General features: G+C 57.7%; 17 protein-coding genes. 6 read left to right on the forward strand and 11 right to left on the reverse strand.

Annotated elements, in window-relative coordinates; translation table 11 throughout:
• Positions 1 to 4: 4 nt before the first annotated feature.
• Complete coding sequence (locus tag RDA78_RS23245; protein WP_434052142.1) at positions 5 to 1,222, reverse strand: LL-diaminopimelate aminotransferase; 1,218 nt, start codon at positions 1,220 to 1,222, stop codon at positions 5 to 7.
• A gap of 293 nt (positions 1,223 to 1,515) precedes the next feature.
• The gene (locus tag RDA78_RS23250) at positions 1,516 to 1,752 is read right to left on the reverse strand and encodes a hypothetical protein (RefSeq protein WP_434052143.1); all 237 of its coding nucleotides are present in this window, start codon (positions 1,750 to 1,752) and stop codon (positions 1,516 to 1,518) included.
• A 357-nt stretch (positions 1,753 to 2,109) separates the two neighbouring features.
• Between RDA78_RS23250 and RDA78_RS23255 the strand changes: the two genes are divergently transcribed.
• Positions 2,110 to 3,915: a PHA/PHB synthase family protein gene (locus tag RDA78_RS23255; RefSeq protein WP_434052144.1), complete on the forward strand. Its 1,806-nt coding sequence runs from the start codon at positions 2,110 to 2,112 to the stop codon at positions 3,913 to 3,915.
• A complete protein-coding gene (locus tag RDA78_RS23260; protein WP_434052145.1) occupies positions 3,875 to 4,534 on the forward strand; it encodes a hypothetical protein in 660 nt (219 codons plus the stop codon). The genes RDA78_RS23255 and RDA78_RS23260 overlap by 41 nt, the downstream gene beginning before the upstream one ends.
• 24 nt (positions 4,535 to 4,558) lie before the next feature.
• Here RDA78_RS23260 and RDA78_RS23265 read toward each other — a convergent pair whose 3' ends face one another.
• The gene (locus RDA78_RS23265) at positions 4,559 to 6,880 is read right to left on the reverse strand and encodes a sensor domain-containing protein (RefSeq protein WP_434052146.1); all 2,322 of its coding nucleotides are present in this window, start codon (positions 6,878 to 6,880) and stop codon (positions 4,559 to 4,561) included.
• Positions 6,881 to 7,138: 258 nt separating this feature from the next.
• Here RDA78_RS23265 and RDA78_RS23270 point away from each other — a divergent pair, with 258 nt between their 5' ends.
• Positions 7,139 to 7,729 (forward strand): DUF6653 family protein, encoded by a 591-nt coding sequence (locus RDA78_RS23270; protein WP_434052147.1) that lies wholly within the window; start codon positions 7,139 to 7,141, stop codon positions 7,727 to 7,729.
• 61 nt (positions 7,730 to 7,790) lie between these two features.
• Here the strand turns inward: RDA78_RS23270 and speB are convergent, their stop codons facing one another.
• Positions 7,791 to 8,756: an agmatinase gene (gene speB, locus RDA78_RS23275; protein ID WP_434052148.1), complete on the reverse strand. Its 966-nt coding sequence runs from the start codon at positions 8,754 to 8,756 to the stop codon at positions 7,791 to 7,793.
• A gap of 251 nt (positions 8,757 to 9,007) precedes the next feature.
• Between speB and guaD the strand changes: the two genes are divergently transcribed.
• Positions 9,008 to 10,333 carry a guanine deaminase gene (gene guaD, locus RDA78_RS23280; RefSeq protein WP_434052149.1) on the forward strand — a complete coding sequence of 442 codons (1,326 nt, stop codon included), beginning with the start codon at positions 9,008 to 9,010 and terminating at the stop codon, positions 10,331 to 10,333.
• Between the two features lie 5 nt (positions 10,334 to 10,338).
• Here guaD and RDA78_RS23285 read toward each other — a convergent pair whose 3' ends face one another.
• Entirely contained in the window at positions 10,339 to 11,556 is a 1,218-nt protein-coding gene (locus tag RDA78_RS23285) for an MFS transporter (protein ID WP_434052150.1), read from the reverse strand.
• Between the two features lie 67 nt (positions 11,557 to 11,623).
• On the opposite strand from RDA78_RS23285, the gene RDA78_RS23290 reads away from it, so the two are divergent.
• Positions 11,624 to 12,061: a helix-turn-helix domain-containing protein gene (locus tag RDA78_RS23290; RefSeq protein WP_434052151.1), complete on the forward strand. Its 438-nt coding sequence runs from the start codon at positions 11,624 to 11,626 to the stop codon at positions 12,059 to 12,061.
• On the opposite strand, the gene RDA78_RS23295 is transcribed toward RDA78_RS23290, so the two are convergent.
• The 5 genes from RDA78_RS23295 to RDA78_RS23315 form a co-directional block, all read right to left on the reverse strand.
• Complete coding sequence (locus RDA78_RS23295; protein WP_434052152.1) at positions 12,031 to 13,428, reverse strand: MATE family efflux transporter; 1,398 nt, start codon at positions 13,426 to 13,428, stop codon at positions 12,031 to 12,033. The two genes, RDA78_RS23290 and RDA78_RS23295, sit on opposite strands and share 31 nt — an antisense overlap.
• 188 nt (positions 13,429 to 13,616) lie before the next feature.
• Positions 13,617 to 14,093, reverse strand: coding sequence for a 30S ribosomal protein S9 (rpsI, locus tag RDA78_RS23300; protein ID WP_422038875.1), 477 nt, complete (start codon positions 14,091 to 14,093; stop codon positions 13,617 to 13,619).
• 2 nt (positions 14,094 to 14,095) lie between these two features.
• Complete coding sequence (gene rplM / locus RDA78_RS23305) at positions 14,096 to 14,563, reverse strand: 50S ribosomal protein L13 (RefSeq protein ID WP_319387201.1); 468 nt, start codon at positions 14,561 to 14,563, stop codon at positions 14,096 to 14,098.
• Positions 14,564 to 14,798: 235 nt separating this feature from the next.
• On the reverse strand, positions 14,799 to 15,227 hold the full coding sequence (locus RDA78_RS23310; protein WP_434052153.1) for a PaaI family thioesterase: 429 nt from the start codon (positions 15,225 to 15,227) through the stop codon (positions 14,799 to 14,801).
• Positions 15,228 to 15,325: 98 nt separating this feature from the next.
• Positions 15,326 to 15,526: a hypothetical protein gene (locus RDA78_RS23315; protein WP_434052154.1), complete on the reverse strand. Its 201-nt coding sequence runs from the start codon at positions 15,524 to 15,526 to the stop codon at positions 15,326 to 15,328.
• Here RDA78_RS23315 and RDA78_RS23320 point away from each other — a divergent pair.
• Positions 15,504 to 16,001 (forward strand): hypothetical protein, encoded by a 498-nt coding sequence (locus RDA78_RS23320; RefSeq protein ID WP_434052155.1) that lies wholly within the window; start codon positions 15,504 to 15,506, stop codon positions 15,999 to 16,001. The genes RDA78_RS23315 and RDA78_RS23320 overlap by 23 nt on opposite strands.
• 27 nt (positions 16,002 to 16,028) lie before the next feature.
• Here the strand turns inward: RDA78_RS23320 and bmt are convergent, their stop codons facing one another.
• A complete protein-coding gene (bmt, locus tag RDA78_RS23325) occupies positions 16,029 to 17,060 on the reverse strand; it encodes a betaine--homocysteine S-methyltransferase (RefSeq protein ID WP_434052156.1) in 1,032 nt (343 codons plus the stop codon).
• Between the last annotated feature and the right edge of the window lie 120 nt (positions 17,061 to 17,180).

Consider the following 17,180-nt stretch of genomic DNA (forward strand, 5'->3'; position numbering starts at 1 on the left):
CAATTCAGCCAGAAGTCTCAAGCGGGATGACGTTGTGCAGCTTTTGGTCTGCAGTTTCAAGAAAGCGGCGAACATTTCTCGCAGCTTGCCGAAGCCGCTGTTCATTCTCGACCAGGCCGATGCGCACGAAATCGTCTCCGTGTTCGCCGAAACCCAGGCCCGGAGCGACAGCCACATCGGCGCGTTCAAGGAGGAGCTTGGAGAATTCCAGGCTGCCGAGTGCCCGGAACTTCTCAGGGATCGGTGCCCAGCAGAACATGCTGGCTTCGGGTGCCGGAACGTCCCATCCGGCCCGGCCAAAACTGTCCACCACGACGTCCCGGCGTTTCTTGTAAACCTGCCTGGTTTCCGCGATGCATTCCTCGGGACCGTTCAGCGCGGCAGTTGCGGCGACCTGGATTGGTGTGAACGCACCATAATCGAGATAAGACTTCACCCGCGACAGGGCCGACACCAGACGTTCATTGCCAACGGCGAACCCCATCCGCCAGCCGGGCATCGAGAATGTCTTGGAAAGCGATGTGAATTCGACGGTCACGTCCATTGCACCGGGCACCTGGAGAACGGAGGGTGGCGGCGTCGCCCCGAAATAGATTTCCGAGTAGGCAAGGTCGGACAAAATGAAGATGTCATGCTTGCGCGCGAACGCAACGACGTCCTTGTAGAAGTCGAGATCGGCGCAATAGGCCGTGGGGTTTGCAGGGTAGCAAAGAATGATTGCAATCGGCTTCGGAACCGAATGGATGACCGCGCGCTCGAGCGCGTCGAAAAAGGCCGGCCCGGGTTCGGCTGGCACGTTGCGGATCGATGCGCCGGCCATGAGGAAACCGAAGGTGTGGATCGGATAGCTGGGGTTCGGGCTCAGGATCACATCCCCGGGCGCGGAAATCGCCTGCGCCATGTTCGCGAACCCTTCCTTCGACCCGAGCGTCGCGATCACCTGAGTATCGGGATCGAGTTTCACTCCGAAGCGGCGCCCATAGTAGGCAGCCTGCGCCTTTCGAAGACCCTGGATGCCCTTTGACGCCGAGTACCTGTGTGTTCTGGGGTCCTGCACCACCTCAGTCAGCTTATCGACAATGTGCCGCGGTGTCGGCAGATCCGGATTTCCCATTCCAAGGTCGATAATGTCAGCACCTGCAGCGCGCGCTTTTGCCTTCAGACGGTTGACCTGTTCGAAGACATACGGCGGCAGCCGTTTGATCTTATGGAATTCCTCCATGGCGCTGATCCTTGCGAATTGACTATGTGGCAGCACGCAGACACGAAATGACCGCGCGGCGGGGCTCTTTTAGCAGCCTCAAAGCGTTTTCGCATCCGTCTTTGCGAAACTAGCCAACTAATTTTGGCTGGTTTTCCGAAAAGAAATTTCCAGGACGATCCGTGCCACCCGAATTAAAACGATTAAGGCAGAAACGCTGTTCGCATCAATTCGATGCAAGTTCGAGAGCATACGGCCCGGATGCGGGTGATGCCTGCGTCAAGCGCCTCGAAAACATGTTCGATGTGTGAGGCTTACTGCGGTGTCGCAAGCGATTCTAGGTACTCGGCCGTCTCCTTGCGATCGTCAGGATTGATAAGTCCGCTGGAAACGCCCGAGTTGACCGGTCGGTCATAGCCCTTGGGTTTGGGAACATTCCCGTCCAGTTGGGATTTGTCACGTTTCAGGGCCACGATCAGCGGCGTACCCGGCCCGACGCCGCACGCCGTCAGAACAAAGCAGAGAAGTATGGCGCCCGAAATTGCGCGCATGCCAGTCAACCTCACCGTGTTCCTCCCGAAGCGGTGCATCCGAGACAGCACCGGTCTCTCCCGGAACGCTATCAGGTATTTTCCCGCCATGCGGCATGTTTCGGATTTTTTCCAGAGGTATCAAGGTTTCCTGCCGGAGAACAGGCGCGTGTTCAGGCGGTGGCATTGCGCGTTCCCGACGCTGGCGCTACCGACTTGATGAGGTTCAATACGGATCGACTGAGCGCGCGCCATATGCCATATAGGAATGGCGGAAGAATACTGGCGAAATGACAACCAGATAACGCGTTTGAAGACCAACACCGCTCGTCAGGATCTGGCGGCGGCACAAAGAATACACCGGAGGAAACCACACCGATGTCTGACGACCGCCCGCATCCGATGTTGCATTACATTATCAACAATCCGGAAGCGTTTGCCCAAAACCTTGCAAAGACGCTGGAGCAGGCGGGAAAGGCGCTGGCCGCCTATATCGAGCCGCGCGAACAAGGCAAGGTGAAGCACGAATCGACAGACGAACTGACCGGCGTGGTCAAGACCCTGGCCCAGGTGACAGAATACTGGGCCTCCGACCCGCAACGCGCCCTGGAAGCGCAGTCAAGGCTTTGGGGCGGTTACATCGAATTGTGGAACTCGTCCCTGAAACGCATGATGGGCGAGCAGGCGGAACCGGCTGTCAAGACACCTGCAAAGGACAGGCGTTTTTCGGACCCCGAATGGAACGACAACCAGTATTTCGATTTCATCAAACAGCTCTATCTCATCACCAGCAAGTGGGCCGAAGAGATGGTGCACGATGCGCAGGGGCTCGATGAGCACACGCGTCACAAGGCCGAGTTCTACGTCACCCAGATCGCAAATGCGGTGTCCCCGTCGAATTTCGTTCTGACCAATCCGGAACTGCTGCGCCTGACCATGGAAAGCAATGGCGAAAACCTCGTAAAGGGCATGCAGCACCTGGCGGAGGATCTGAAAACGGGTCAGGGCGAACTCAAGATCAGGCAGACGGATCCATCCAAGTTCAAGCTGGGCGACAACCTCGGCAACACACCGGGCAAGGTGATCGCGCAGAACGATGTTTGCCAGGTGATTCAATACACCCCAACGACCGGCGAGGTCCTCAAGCGGCCCCTGCTGATCGTTCCGCCTTGGATCAACAAGTTTTACATCCTCGACCTGAACCCGGAAAAGTCCTTCATCAAATGGGCCGTGGATCAGGGACATACGGTGTTCGTCATCTCCTGGGTCAACCCTGACGAGCGGCAAGCTCAGAAGAGCTTCGAGCACTATATGCAGGAGGGTATTCTCAACACTCTGGACGTCATCAAGCGCGCCACCCGGCAAGAGGAGGTCAACGCGATCGGCTACTGCGTCGGCGGAACGCTGCTGGCTGTGACGCTGGCCTATATGGCGAAAGCCGGCGATGAGCGCATCAAGACCTCGACGTTCTTCACGACACAAGTCGATTTCACGTTTGCTGGCGATCTCAAGGTGTTCGTGGACGAAGAACAGATATCGGTCCTGGAAAAACGGATGGCGGAACAAGGCTATCTGGACGGGTCCAAAATGTCTTCTGCGTTCAACATGCTGCGATCGAATGACCTGATTTGGTCCTATGTGGTGAACAACTATCTCAAAGGCCAGGATCCCTTCCCTTTCGATCTTCTCTACTGGAACTCCGATTCAACGCGCATGCCGGCTGCGAACCATTCGTTCTACCTGCGCAATTGTTATCTGGATAACAAGCTGTCCAAGGGTGAGATGGAAGTTGCCGGCGAAACGCTCGATCTCTCCAAGGTCACCATTCCGATCTTCAATCTCGCCACGCGAGAGGATCACATTGCGCCGCCCAAATCGGTCTTTCTCGGGTCCGGCTGCTTCGGCGGCCGCGTCGACTATGTTCTGGCCGGATCCGGGCACATCGCCGGTGTCGTCAATCCCCCTGCGAAGAAGAAGTACCAGTTTTGGACCGGTGGCGAAGCAAAGGGAACGCTTGAGAACTGGCTCAAGAATGCGGAAGAACACCCGGGTTCCTGGTGGCCCTACTGGGATCAATGGATCCGTAAGAACGACGGGGCGACCGTCAAGGCGCGCAAGCCGGGCGCCAACCGGGTCAAGATCCTTGAAGACGCGCCCGGATCGTATGTCATGCAGAAAGTGTAGTCACAAAAACAGCCAATTTCAGGTTTTAGTCTGCTTCGCATCAATTGCTGTTTTGATGCGAAACAGAGGTCTCATGCGAAGAGCTTTTTATGGATTTACGTTCGCTGCAGGTCATTTCCTTTTCGCAATGCTGCTTTTATCGGGCCAGGCAGCGTTCGCTTGCCAGGGTTTCCACTCAATCAGTCTCTCCAGTACGCTCAAATCCGGAGGCGTGCTGATTGGTGAGCTGATCGCCGAATCCAGCATTCAAGATCGTGACAGCAAATTTTTGAAGAACAGGCTGCACTTCGACATCAAGGACGTACTCCACAGCAAGAAGTCTCTGCCGGAGAGCATTGTTCTTCACTACCACAGCATACACAGGCACGACCCTCCCACATCTGGTGCCCGATACATATTTGTCGTGCGGAGCTACGACTTTGAACACCCGCCCGGCTCCGGAAACAAGGAGAACATTCTTATGAGCGCGATGTGCGGCGGGCATGTTCCGTACATATTCGAAGAGGAAAGTGCCGCAGGGCGCGCAATCAAGCAGATTTTCGCAGATGACGGTTTTGATCGAGAAACAAAGGCCAAGATCCTCTCGAGGTTTGTCGGTCTTTATGGCCAAGGCTTTTGACCGACCTGAGAAAGCCCGTCAATTCTAGCCGAACTGCGCGCTTATGGGGGTAAGCGACATGCCCAAAAGCTTGCCGAGTCTTTCCGCAGGCATCGGTTTGCCGAAGTGAAAACCCTGTACGGTTTCGCACTGGCAACTGGCCAGGAACGCCTGCTGTTTTGCGGTTTCAACCCCTTCAGCCACAACGTTCAATCCGAGTTCCCGACCGAGTGAGATGATGGCGCGTGCAATGCTGCGATCATTCTCGTCCGTTTCGAGGTCCCGAATGAAGCTTTGGTCGATCTTCAGGCGCGTCAGCGGAAAGTTCTTCAGGGCGATGAGGCTGGAATATCCCGTTCCAAAATCATCGATCGCGAGCTTCAGACCGATCTTGCGGAAATCGTCCATGAGCTTGACCGCTTGATCCGCATTCTTCATCAGAAGGTTCTCAGTGACTTCCAGTTCGAGGTGTTGCGCCGAAAGTCCGGTCTGCGCGAGCGTGTCGCAGACATCACCGGTCAGTGCCGCATCGCGAAACTGCCTGGGAGACACATTCACGCCAATCGTGATCGTCGGCAGGCCCTGGCGTTGCCATTCCCTGTTCTGACGGCAGGCTTCATATAACACCCATCGCCCAAGCGGAACGATCAGGCCGCTATCTTCAGCCAGTGGAACGAAATCGTCAGGCATCAACCTTCCGAGAAACGGATGCCGCCAGCGCACCAGCGCTTCGGCGCCGACAATTCTTCCGCTGAAGAGATCGTATTGGGGCTGATACTCGAGATGGAATTCGCCGTTTTCAATGCCGCGACGCATTTCTTCCAGCAAGGTCAGCCGATTGAAGGATTTCTTCGGCCTTGAATGTTCAAACAACTTGAAACCGTCCCGCCCCTGGGACTTGGCTTCGAACATGGCCTTGTCGGCATTCTTCAGAAGCTGTTCGGCATCCTGGGCGTCCGACGGGCAGCTTGCTGCGCCGATGCTGCAGGTCACGTGAAATGAAAGATCGCCGATTGAGATTGTCTTGGTGATTTCGTTCCTGAGCCTCGTCATCAGGTCGACAAGCGCCAGTTTCTGCGCGTGCTCCCCTTCCACGATCAGGACAAATTCGTCTCCCCCGAAACGCACTGATTCATGCTGACCGCTGTGCACGGACAAAATGCGTTCGGCAATAATCATGAGAACCTGATCACCCACGGCGTGGCCGAAACTGTCATTGACGAGCTTGAAGTCGTCCAGATCAACAAACAGAACCGCGACCGGGTCACCGGAGGTCAGGCTCTCGGCCACTTTCTCGGACAGCTTGGACTTGAAATCGTGCCGGTTCGGAAGTCCGGTTAGAACGTCATGATTGGCCAGGTACCGTATTTCGGTCTCTGCGCGCTCCCGTTCCACCGCGATCGACGCCAGGCGGGCCGCCTCCACGGCGAGTTTGTGTTCGTGTTCCGTCGGCCCGCGCACTTCATTCGCGTAGAGCCCGAAGGTGCCGAGGACACGCGAGTCCTTGCCGAAAAACGGCACCGACCAGCAGGACCGCATGTCGAACTCACGGATGAGATCCCAGAAGTCACTCCAAAGCTCGTGTTCCAGCATGTTCTCCACGAACACGCTCTCCCGCCTGTAAACAGCGGTCCCGCATGATCCAACCTTCGGTCCGACGGGGGTCCCCTGACACAACTCGACGTAGCGCGCGGGCAAGTTCGGGGCGACCGCCGGACGCAGGTGTTCACCGTCTTCGCTGACCAGCATGATGGAGGCCATGACGCCATCCATCTGGCTTTCCATGGTCAAAACCAGGGTTTCGAGAACCTCGTGCAACGGTTTGGACGTCGCAATGTCCTGAAGAACTTTGTTCTGCCCCTGCTGAAGGAGCTCGGCTTTCTTGCGTTCAGTGATGTCGCGCGAGATCCCGACGATACCAACGACTTCGTCTCTGTCGTTCAAGACCGGGTACTTCGATGTCGACAACCAACGCCGCGCGCCGTTTTTCGGCGTCGCGATTTCTTCGTAGTCGATCCGGGCTTCCTTGGACGCCATGATCTCGGCTTCCGTGTCCATATACACTTGGCCGGTCTCCAGCGGGTGCAGCTCGAGATCCGTCTTGCCAATTACCTGGGACGGGTCCTGAAGGCCGAGATCAAGCGCAACCTGACGGTTCGCCATGACAAACCGGTGATGACGGTCCTTTGCGAAAATGTAGTCCGAAACATTGTTGAACAACGTTTGAACCCAATCGTCGCTCAGATGCAGCTGATCACCTCTTTCAAGGTGGTCAAGCATGTTGATGCGGTCGAGTTCCTCCGCGAGGGTCTTTCCGTTCGTCAAATGGACGTGTTTATTACCGGCAAGCATTGTCTGGTTTGTCATTCGATCGATTCACCTGTCGGGTTCATCGGATAATTCGACATTTTATGTATTTTGCACCTAATAAACAATAAATATGCAGAGGAAGTTAGAAGTGAAGAGGCGCATTACGCAAAGAAAAGCCACTCAGGCAGTGATCACGACTTGTCTCCGGTCGCTTGCCTTGCCCTGCGTCACTTTAGGCGTTGTGACCAACCGAGATTGCCAAGTGTCCGGGACTGAGGGTATGGTTGCGCTCCGATTGTAAACGCAGCGTTAACCATGCAAACACCCGAACGACACCAGTTCCAGCGAGTTCAGGCGGCGCACCACAGGGGGCACCCTGCAAACTCCGTAATCGGGCACCTGCAAAAGTCGGCTGGGGTGAAGCAGGCAAGCACGCACGCAACCTATGCCAAGATCCTGACGCCCGCTCTCCTCACCCTTTCGATCTGGTCACATATCTGGATCGGAACCTCTGCCGCCCTTGCCCTTACCGTCCTTACGATGGCGGGGCTTCTTTTTCTTCAGCGTCAACGGATGATGTCGTCGACAAAGCCGACCTGGGCAAACGCTGTTGGTTTTGGCGAACGGATCTGGCTCAATCGGTTGCATACACCGATACCTGACAAACTAAGCGCGCGCATCACAACGCTTTATCTTGTTTATTGGCTCGGTGCCGTGATTGCCTACTCGGGAGGGATTATGACGTCCCTGCTCCTGACGAGCACCGGACTGGCTGTCGCCTATTCGGCGCAATTTGTCTGTTTCCAGAAACTGGCCCTGCTCTTCCGGCAGATGAAGGACACGTCACCGCTCTACCGGTTCTGGTCAACGGCACCCGACAACGACAACTCTGCGAAAAGCGCATAATCCGGACGCTTGCGCCCGCAGGACAAGGATTGTTGAGGGCTTCTACAGCCTTGTTTCAGTCCTACGTAGCGGCGTTTTCCCGTCTTTCGGCCAACAGACCGATATAGGTCAATGCAACGCTGGCACCGGCAATAGATGTGATATCGGCATGATCGTAGGCCGGCGCGACTTCGACAACATCTCCCCCAACGAAGTCTATCTCACGCAAGCCCCGCAAAATGCAGAGCGCCTCGCGCGATGTCAGTCCCCCTGACACAGGTGTCCCGGTTCCGGGCGCAAAGGCCGGATCCAGGCAATCAATGTCAAAGGTCATATAAGAGGGCGCGGAACCCACGCGACGCTTCACGAGATCGACCACGCCGGAGACCCCGAGTTCTTCCAGTTCATGGCCGAAAATGATGTCCAGCCCGCAGGTTTCAGGCGCATGCGTGCGGATGCCGATCTGAATCGATTTTTCAGGATCGATCAGGCCTTCCCGGACGGCACGGCCCGTAAATGTGCCGTGATCAATCCGGTCGCCCTCGTCGGGCCATGTATCCTGATGTGCGTCGAACTGGACCAGGGCGAGCGGACCGTATTTGGCCGCATGCGCGCGCAACAGCGGATAGGTGACAAAGTGATCGCCACCTATTGAAAAAAGATGTGTGTCCGTTGCCAGTATGTCGGCGGCCTGGGCTTCGATGTGCCCGGGAACATCGGCGGTGCGGCCGTAATCGAACACGCAGTCTCCGTAGTCGACGCAGGCCAGGTTTTCGAAAGGGTCCATGTGAAAGGGGTACTGCGGATCACCGTCGAATATGGCTGATGCCCTGCGAACGCCCTGCGGTCCGAAACGTGCCCCAGGACGGTTGGAAACCGAAGCATCGAAAGGAATGCCCCAGACCGCAAGGTCGACACCATCAAGGTCCCTGCTGTATCGCCGCCTCATGAAGGACAGCGCGCCGGCATAAGTCGATTCATGAGACCCACCCTTCAGCGACTTTCCAAGAAAGGCATTGTCCGTCGGACGGGGCAAATCTGAGGGCATTTCATCTTCCTTTTTTCAGCGCGTTGCCTGGCTGCATGCAACCTTCACCTGCTTCAATCGGTCTTTATCAGAGGAGATCGGTTCCTGCCAATCGAAACGCTGTCGGCATTGCGCGATCCTGCGCACCGCGGATGCTGCGCCCCTCACCAGCATTTTTCAACAGGTTGACGCACCCCATTGTTCCCGGGCGCCAGCAAGACTAAAACTGGGGCTCTTCCCGCTTCTCGCAGACTCATCAAGGACCTCACGCTGTGGCAGACCAGACAAGTACACTCCTGCGCGGCAGGCTGCTCACCTTCAACGCGTGTCCTCGCGGAGCGGACGACAAGGATGCCTATCTTTACCTTGAAGACGGCGCCCTGCTCCTGTCCGGCGGCATGATCGAGGCTTGCGGCAACTTTTCGGAAATTTCTGAACGTGCACCGGACGATGCCAAGGTGGTCGACCACCGTCCGCATCTGATCCTTCCCGGGTTCATCGACACGCATATCCACTTTCCGCAGGCACAGGTGATTGCCTCCTGGGCGGACCAGTTGCTGGACTGGCTGAACGACTACACGTTTCCGGCCGAACTGAAGTTTGCCGACAAGGCGCACGCAGACCGGATCGCAGCTCGTTTTTACGATGCACTCATCGCACACGGGACAACGACAGCGGTCGCCTATTGCTCCAGCCATCCGAATTCTGTCGAGGCCTATTTCGAAGAGGCGGAACGCCGGGGCATGATGATGCTTGGCGGCAAGACGATGATGGACAGGAACGCACCGCCGGATCTCTGCGACACGGCACAGAGTTCTTATGACGACAGCAAGAGGCTGCTTGCCAAATGGCACGAAAAGGGACGCGCAAGATACGTCATAACGCCTCGTTTTGCGATCACGTCGACGCCTGCGCAACTGGAGGCTGCCGGTAGCCTGCTCAGGGAACATCCGGGGTGCCATCTGCAGACCCACATCAACGAAAACCACAACGAAATTGCATATACGCGTGAGCTTTATCCGGACGCCGCGCACTATCTCGGGGTTTACGAAAGCTTCGATCTCCTGGGTCCCAAAACGTTGCTGGGTCATTGCATCCACATGACCGGGCACGAGCTTCACGTGATGCGCGAGACAGGATCTGTGGCCGTCTTCTGCCCGACCTCGAATCTCTTTCTCGGCAGCGGTCTTTTCGACAAGTCCGGCCTAGAAAGCGCAGGGATACGAACGGCGATCGCAACGGATGTCGGCGGCGGAACAAACTACTCCATGCTGCGAACGCTCGACGAAGGTTACAAGATCCTGCAGCTCCAACGCCAACGCATGCACCCGCTCACCAGCTTCTACTGGATCACACTCGGGAATGCACAAGCCCTGTCGCTCGCCGACAGGGTCGGGACGCTGGATCCTGGAACAGATGCCGATCTGGTGGTGCTCGACGCACATGCAACACCGGCAAAGGCGCTGCGCATGGAAACCGTTGAAACGCTGCCGGAAGAGCTGTTCCTGCTGCAGACACTTGGTGATGACCGCTGCGTGGTGGAAACCTATGTTGCCGGCACGCCGCAGAAACACCGTCTTCCGTCCCTTAACGTCTGATCCGATCAGGCCTCCGCCTTCCCGGGGGCGCCGAATATGGCCGTGGCAAGCGCCCCTGCCGCGAATGCGGCAAACACGCATGCGGCGCCAAAAAAGACAGGCCGAAAACCGGCCTCCTGCAACCAGACTGTCAACAGCAGCGGAGAGATGACCTGACCGGCAAACACAGCAGTGGTCACCAGTCCCGAAACGCTGCCCCTGCGATTGCCCGGCGCGACCTTCAGGGCGAGAACGAAAAATCCGGGTTGCACGAGGGCGTACCCTGCGCCGATCAGTGCAGCACCAGCCAGGACCAGCGGCCAGATCGGGTAGGAGACGATGGTGACGAACCCCGCGGCCATTGTCACGAAGCCGGCCGAAAGGACCGCCGGGAGCCCGAGCCTGTCACTCAAGTGCTTGAACAGCATCGCAGTTAAGCCACCGGAAAGCATGAGCGCGCCAAGGGTTGCGGCAGTCCCCGAAGCCGGGTCGATGCCAATTTCCACCAGGTAAAACGGTATCTGGCTCGGCAACAGGAAGAAAAGCATAACGGTGCACATCGTCAGGCCGAAAATGATCGCCACAGCGACGAGCCAGCGTCCATTCGTTCCCGGCAACCCGGCTCCTGCCTCATCGCTGCCGGGCGGCGGCACCCTGCGCGCCTGGCGGCGTATTCCGGCCAAAAACGGAACCAGGAAAACAGGCAACAGATAGACGAGGAACGGGAACCTGGGAGACAGGCCCGCGAGTGTGCCGGCCAATCCGATGAAGACCAGGCCGCTGAAGTTGATCACAACGGTCTGCCATCCAAGAAAGGCGTTGCGCCGGGATCCCTCATAGAAATCACCGACCAGCGCGACCTGAGCTGTCATTGTGAGTGCCACCGCCGCTCCGAGCACGAAGCGGCTTATCAGAATGGATTGAAGATCCGGAAGATAAGCGCCTGCGCTTCCGGCGAGAACAAAAAGGACAACGCCAACAATCAAAAGCGTTCCTTTTCCAATCCTATCGGCAAGCAGACCGGCAACGGGCGCAACGAAAATGACGGTCAGCGACGGTGCAGCAACGAGGAAGCGTGTCAGATAAGCGGCAGTCGGATCCCCTGAAAAACTTGCTTCCAGTGCCGGCAGGGCCGGACTGATGGTGGCATTCGCCATGATCTTCAAGCTGGCGGTCAGAAGCAGACCAATTGCTGCAGCGTCCAACCAGGATGGCCGCCATGAGTTCCGTTGAAAATGAGACATGGATTTTCCTTGCAATTCAGACAGGAGCGCGCCACGTTACCAATTCAAGTCGACTTGAGGTCAAGGCATGAAGTTACTGGATATTTCGGAAATTTCTCATCAGACAGGCATTGCCGCTTCGGCCATTCGTCACTATGAGGAAAAGGGTCTTCTGACGTCTCTGGGACGGCGGGGCCTGAAACGTCTTTTCGGTCCGGAGGTGCTCGACCAGCTTGCGCTGATCACGCTCGGCAAGACCGCCGGGTTTTCGCTCGACGAGATCAGGGACATGTTCGGTCCGGACGGCCGCCCCGATATCTCGCGCGAAAAACTGACCCGGAAAGCGGATGATCTGGATGAGCAGATCAGGCACCTTGCCAGTCTCAGAGACATGATCCGTCATGTTGCCGTGTGCACCGCACCGTCGCACATGGAATGTCCGCGTTTCAGGAAGCTGCTGCGTGTGGGCTCTCGGCGCAAACCAAAGAACGGACGCTACCTTCTGGAAAAGAACAGGATCACCTGACGCGCCTGGCGCTGGAAAATGCCCGGGCTTTTTGGCTGAACCGGGTGCTTTTCCACGTCCCGGACCACCTGCCGCACCAGAACGAGCGCGAGGAGCCCGAAGACGATGCCGCCTGCGGCCTGCCCTACCAAGACGCCGGGTGCACCGAGATAGGTTCCGCCTAGCCAGACAAACGGAATGGTACCCAGCGTGTGGCGTCCCCAGTTCATCCACGTGGAAAGAAACGGTCGCCCGAGATTGTTGAAGAAGGCGTTCGACACAAAGAGGATGCCGTTGAAGAAGAAGACGAGCGCAAGCGGACCGCAGAAAAGATAAATCAGAGTGAGCGCCATGCCGTCGGCATCGAACAGCCGCACGATCGGCTCACGCAGCATGTAGAGCGTCAATGCGGCGACGGCGACAACAAGCGCGGTGAACAACAGGGCATCACGCAGGGTCTCCCGGACACGGTCGAACCGCCCCGCGCCGTAGTTCTGGCCGGCGATCGGTCCGACGGCACCTGACAGTGCGAAGATGGTCGCGAAGGCCAATGGTGTCATGCGCCCGATGACGGCCATTCCGGCAACGGCGTCCTCGCCGAATTCGGCCATGGAACGGGTTACCCAGGCCTGTCCGACCGGTGTCGCCAGCTGGGTCAGGATCGCCGGAAAGGCAATGGCGGACACGGGCGGCAGATCCCTGAACAGCTGCAGCGGACGTGGCAGGCTGAGACCACCGTGATAGCGGATGATCGGGGCAAGCGCGTAGACAGCGATCGCAATGCGAGAGATCGCACTGGCAAGCGCCGCTCCGGTCAGTTCCAGGTCCAGACCGAAGATCAGGATCGGGTCGAGAACTGCGTTGACGATGCCACCGACGATGGTCGACATCATGGCCCGTCTGGCATCACCATGCGCGCGCAGGATCGCCCCGCCCGCCATGCCGAGGAGCAATATGGGAAGCGTCGGAACAATGATGGCAAGGTAAAGCACCGCCAATTTATGGGTGACGCCGCTTGCTCCGATCAGGGTGACAAGCTCGCCGAGCAAGAGCCAGACGCCAAGCGCGAACGCGGCTGCGAACAGGAAACCCGCGGTGAGCGCATTCGATGCCCGCTGGCGCGCCCGTTCCTTGTCCCCTGCCCCGAGTGCCTGCGCGACCAGCGCTCCGGCGGCGATGGCAACGCCGATGTTGAAGGAGGTGGTAAAAAAGAGGATCGCACCCGCGTAGCCGATCGCAGCCGCCAGTTCGTCCTTGCCGAGCATGGAAATGAAGATCATGTCGACAAAGTCGACAGCGAAAATCGCCATCAGGCCGACGGAAGACGTCAACGACATCACCGTGACATGGCGGAACAGGTTGCCTTCAAGAAAACGTGCCTGGGACATGTGGCCTGGTCGGGGTCGGCTCGCGGGACCGGGTCAGATCCGGTGACGCAAGGCGTATGGATCCTGACCCTAGCTGAAAATTCCTGCGGGCAGAAGCCGTGTCCTTCCGCTTGCCGCCCGAAAACAGAAAAACCCGCCGGATCGTTCCGGCGGGTTCCTCGAAATCTTTAAACCAGTTGTTCGGGCGATTAACGCTTGGAGAACTGGAACGAACGGCGCGCCTTGCGCTTACCGAATTTCTTACGCTCGACCACACGGCTGTCGCGGGTGAGGAAGCCGTTTTTCTTAAGCACACCGCGCAGTTCAGGCTCGTAATGGGTCAGAGCCTTGGACAGACCGTGGCGCACGGCACCGGCCTGACCGGACAGGCCTCCACCGGTGACAGTCGCGATAACGTCATACTGGCCATCGCGGTCGGTCAGCATGATCGGCTGACGCAGGATCATCTGCAGGACCGGACGGGCGAAATACTCGGTGAAGTCCTTGCCATTCACGGAGATCTTGCCGGTGCCCGGTTTGATCCAGACGCGGGCAATCGCGTCCTTACGCTTGCCGGTTGCGTATGCGCGGCCCTGTGCGTCCAGCTTCTGGACATGGACCGGAGCTTCAGGAGCAGCGGTATCGACCGCGCCACCCAGTTCTTCCAGGGATTGCAGCTCAGCCATTCTTAAGCCCTCCTGCCGTCATTTTTTGCGTTGAGGCCTTTGACGTCGACCAGTTCAGGCGACTGAGCTTCGTGCGGGTGGTTCGGACCAGCGTAGACCTTGAGGTTCTTGAGCTGCTTGTTGGACAGCGGGCCGCCCGGCATCATGCGCTGCACGGCCTTTTCCAGGACACGCTCCGGGAAACGGCCTTCCAGGATGCCACGCGCAGTGCGCTCCTTGATGCCGCCCGGGTGACCGGTGTGCCAGTAGTATTTCTTGTTGTCGTACTTACGGCCTGTCAGCACGACCTTGTCGGCGTTTATGACGACGATGTTGTCGCCGGTGTCGACATGCGGCGTGTAGGTCGGCAGATGCTTGCCACGCAGGTGGTTGGCGATGAAAGCGGCGAGACGGCCGACAACCATGCCTTCTGCGTCGATCAAGATCCACTTTTTCTCGACCTCAGCCGGCTTGGCAGAGAAGGTCTTCATGTGTTTGATCCAACTTGGTTGGTTAAAGAAAGGGCCCGCGCGGTTTCATTTGAACCAGCGAACGGACCCTGAATTCGTTCGAGGCAGCTTATACGCCGATGAAAATATACGGTCAAGAATGATTTTTTCAGAGGCGATCAAATTTCGCTATATTTTTCATATCTTTATAAAAACGGTATTATAATACCTCATTAAATACACCCAAATACGCCGTGAACCAACAGTTTGTGGTTCGTCAATCTCTCGGCGGTACGGAATAGGTGGCCGTCGCGTGGGCGACAAGTTGCTCCGACCCTGCCCCGGCAATTCCGCATTCCACCACCGCCAGGCGCTTGCCGAGTTTCAGCAGACGGCACGTGCCGAGCAGATCTCCCGGTTGTGGCTTGCGCAGGAAGTTGATGTTGAAATTCGTCGTGACGGCCAGCGCCACCGGACCGATATGCGCCAGGATGACCACGTAGGCGGCAAGATCGGCAAGCGCCATCATTGAGGGGCCGGAAACAGTGCCGCCCGGTCTCAAATGAATATCTGTCGCCGCCAGACGCATGACAGCCTCGCCTTCCGAAACGCCTTCGATGGAATAGGCGCGGCCGCCCGCATGGATCTGCGGAAACTCGCGGTCCAGAAATGCCGAAATCTCTTCAGCTGTCATGACGAGTTGCATGAACGTCTCCTATCCCATTCAATTCACGCCGGTATTCCGACCTTCTTTTACGTAAACGTCAAAGTGGAATAATTGCAAGGGCAGGTTCCCGGAAAACGTCACTCGGTTGCTTCCTGTCTATCGCGGTTGCGCCCTGTTACAATTGTGGCATTCAGCGCAACAAGGCCACTGCCGACAATGATCAGACTTCCAGTCACGATCGGCAGTGCAGGAAGTTCCTTCCAGACCAACCAGCCACCAGAAGAAAGAAAACCGTCGATTTCAAAGGAAACCCGGATGCGAAAAACCCGTTTTGCCACTGGCCTATTTTCCGCTGCCGTCCTGTTGACGGTTCACGGTCCAGGAGTTGAAGCACTTGCGGATAACTGGACCTACATGGACGACCGCTCGAGCCCACAGAAGCTTGTAGAAAGCTACTACCATGCGATCAGCAACCGATATTACGCGCAAGCCTATGGCTATTTCAAACCGGATACAGGGCCTCAGAGTTTCAAAGACTGGTCTGCCGGATACGCCAAAACCAAATCAGTTACGGTCAAGTTCGGATCAACCGCGCCAGATCCCGGGGCGGGTCAGATCTACTGGGCCCTGCCCGTGGTCATCGAGGCCGTGCAGACAGACGGCAAGAGCCTCGTCTATTCCGGTTGCTACAAGATCCACATGAGCAATCCAGGCATGCAGACCGATCCGCCCTACCAGCCAATGGCAATCGACTCGGCAAGCCTCAAGGAAACAGATACGCCGTTTGAGGATGCAAAGCCCGGTAGTTGCTGATGCCCGCCGGGCATTTGGCGTCTTTGCTTACGCCCTGCGCCGTCCGCGCCGACGTCCGCTCGTCGCAGACCCCTCTCCCTCTGCCCTTGCAGCATCCGCTGCCTTGTTCGGCGGCGAGACGAGTGGACCGATGTCGCTCAGGATGTCGTCGAGCGTCGGGCGCGCGCCCGCTGAGTGGCTGTCGATCGCCTTGCGCATTTCGGCCAGGTGCGCCGCCGATGTGCCGCAGCAGCCGCCAATGATGCGAGCGCCGGCATCAAGCGCCTTGTGAGTGTATCTGGCCATCAGGTCCGGCGTTCCGGTATAGACGACTTCGTCACCCTGGATCTGAGGGATGCCGCAATTGGCCTTCGCAACGACGATCGCGTCCGGATAAGCTTCCGTGATTTCCATGATGGCTGCCAGCAGATCCGATGCGCCGACGCCGCAATTGGAGCCTATGGCCACCGGCGTACACGCAAACTCGGACTGGAGATCGCCCAGGCCCTTGGGCGGCAGTCCCATCATGGTTTTGCCCGCCGTGTCAAAACTTGCAGTGATCACGAGCGGCAGGTCGAAGTCCCTGGCAGCCTCCGCGACGGCCTTCATTTCCTCCACGGCGGACATTGTCTCGGCCCAGAGCGCATCGGCCCCACCTTCCACAAGCCCCTCCATCTGCTCGCGAAAGGCTGCGACGGCGTCTTCGAAACTCAAGGCACCGAGGGGCTGGAACAGCTCTCCGGTCGGACCGATGGACCCGGCGACGAGAACCTCACGGTCAACGGTCGCGGCAACTTCGCGTGCCAGCTCAACACCGGCGGCATTGAGTTCCTTCACCCTGCCTTCAGCCTGATGAAGTTTCAGCCGATGGCGGTTGCAGCCGAATGTGTTTGTCAAAATGATATCGGCACCCGCATCCACGAAGGATTGATGAAGGGCCCGGATCTTGTCAGGCTCGTCCGTGTTCCAGAGTTCAGGTGCATCACCGGAAACCAGGCCCATATCAAAGAGGTTGGTTCCCGTTGCGCCATCGGCAAGGAGTGCGCCCTTGCGCGAAAGCAGGTCTTCAAGTTTCGACATGCGGAGGTCTTTCAAATCAGATTTAGGCGGCGTGGCCACCCCATAACAATACTGGTGCCTGCAATAGCAGAACCCGCGCAGATGTCCACGAGGGTTTCGCCGGTTGTCCCGGTGCAGGCC

Origin of the sequence: Roseibium sp., assembly GCF_051016195.1 — a bacterium.
Taxonomy (GTDB): Bacteria; Pseudomonadota; Alphaproteobacteria; order Rhizobiales; family Stappiaceae; genus Roseibium.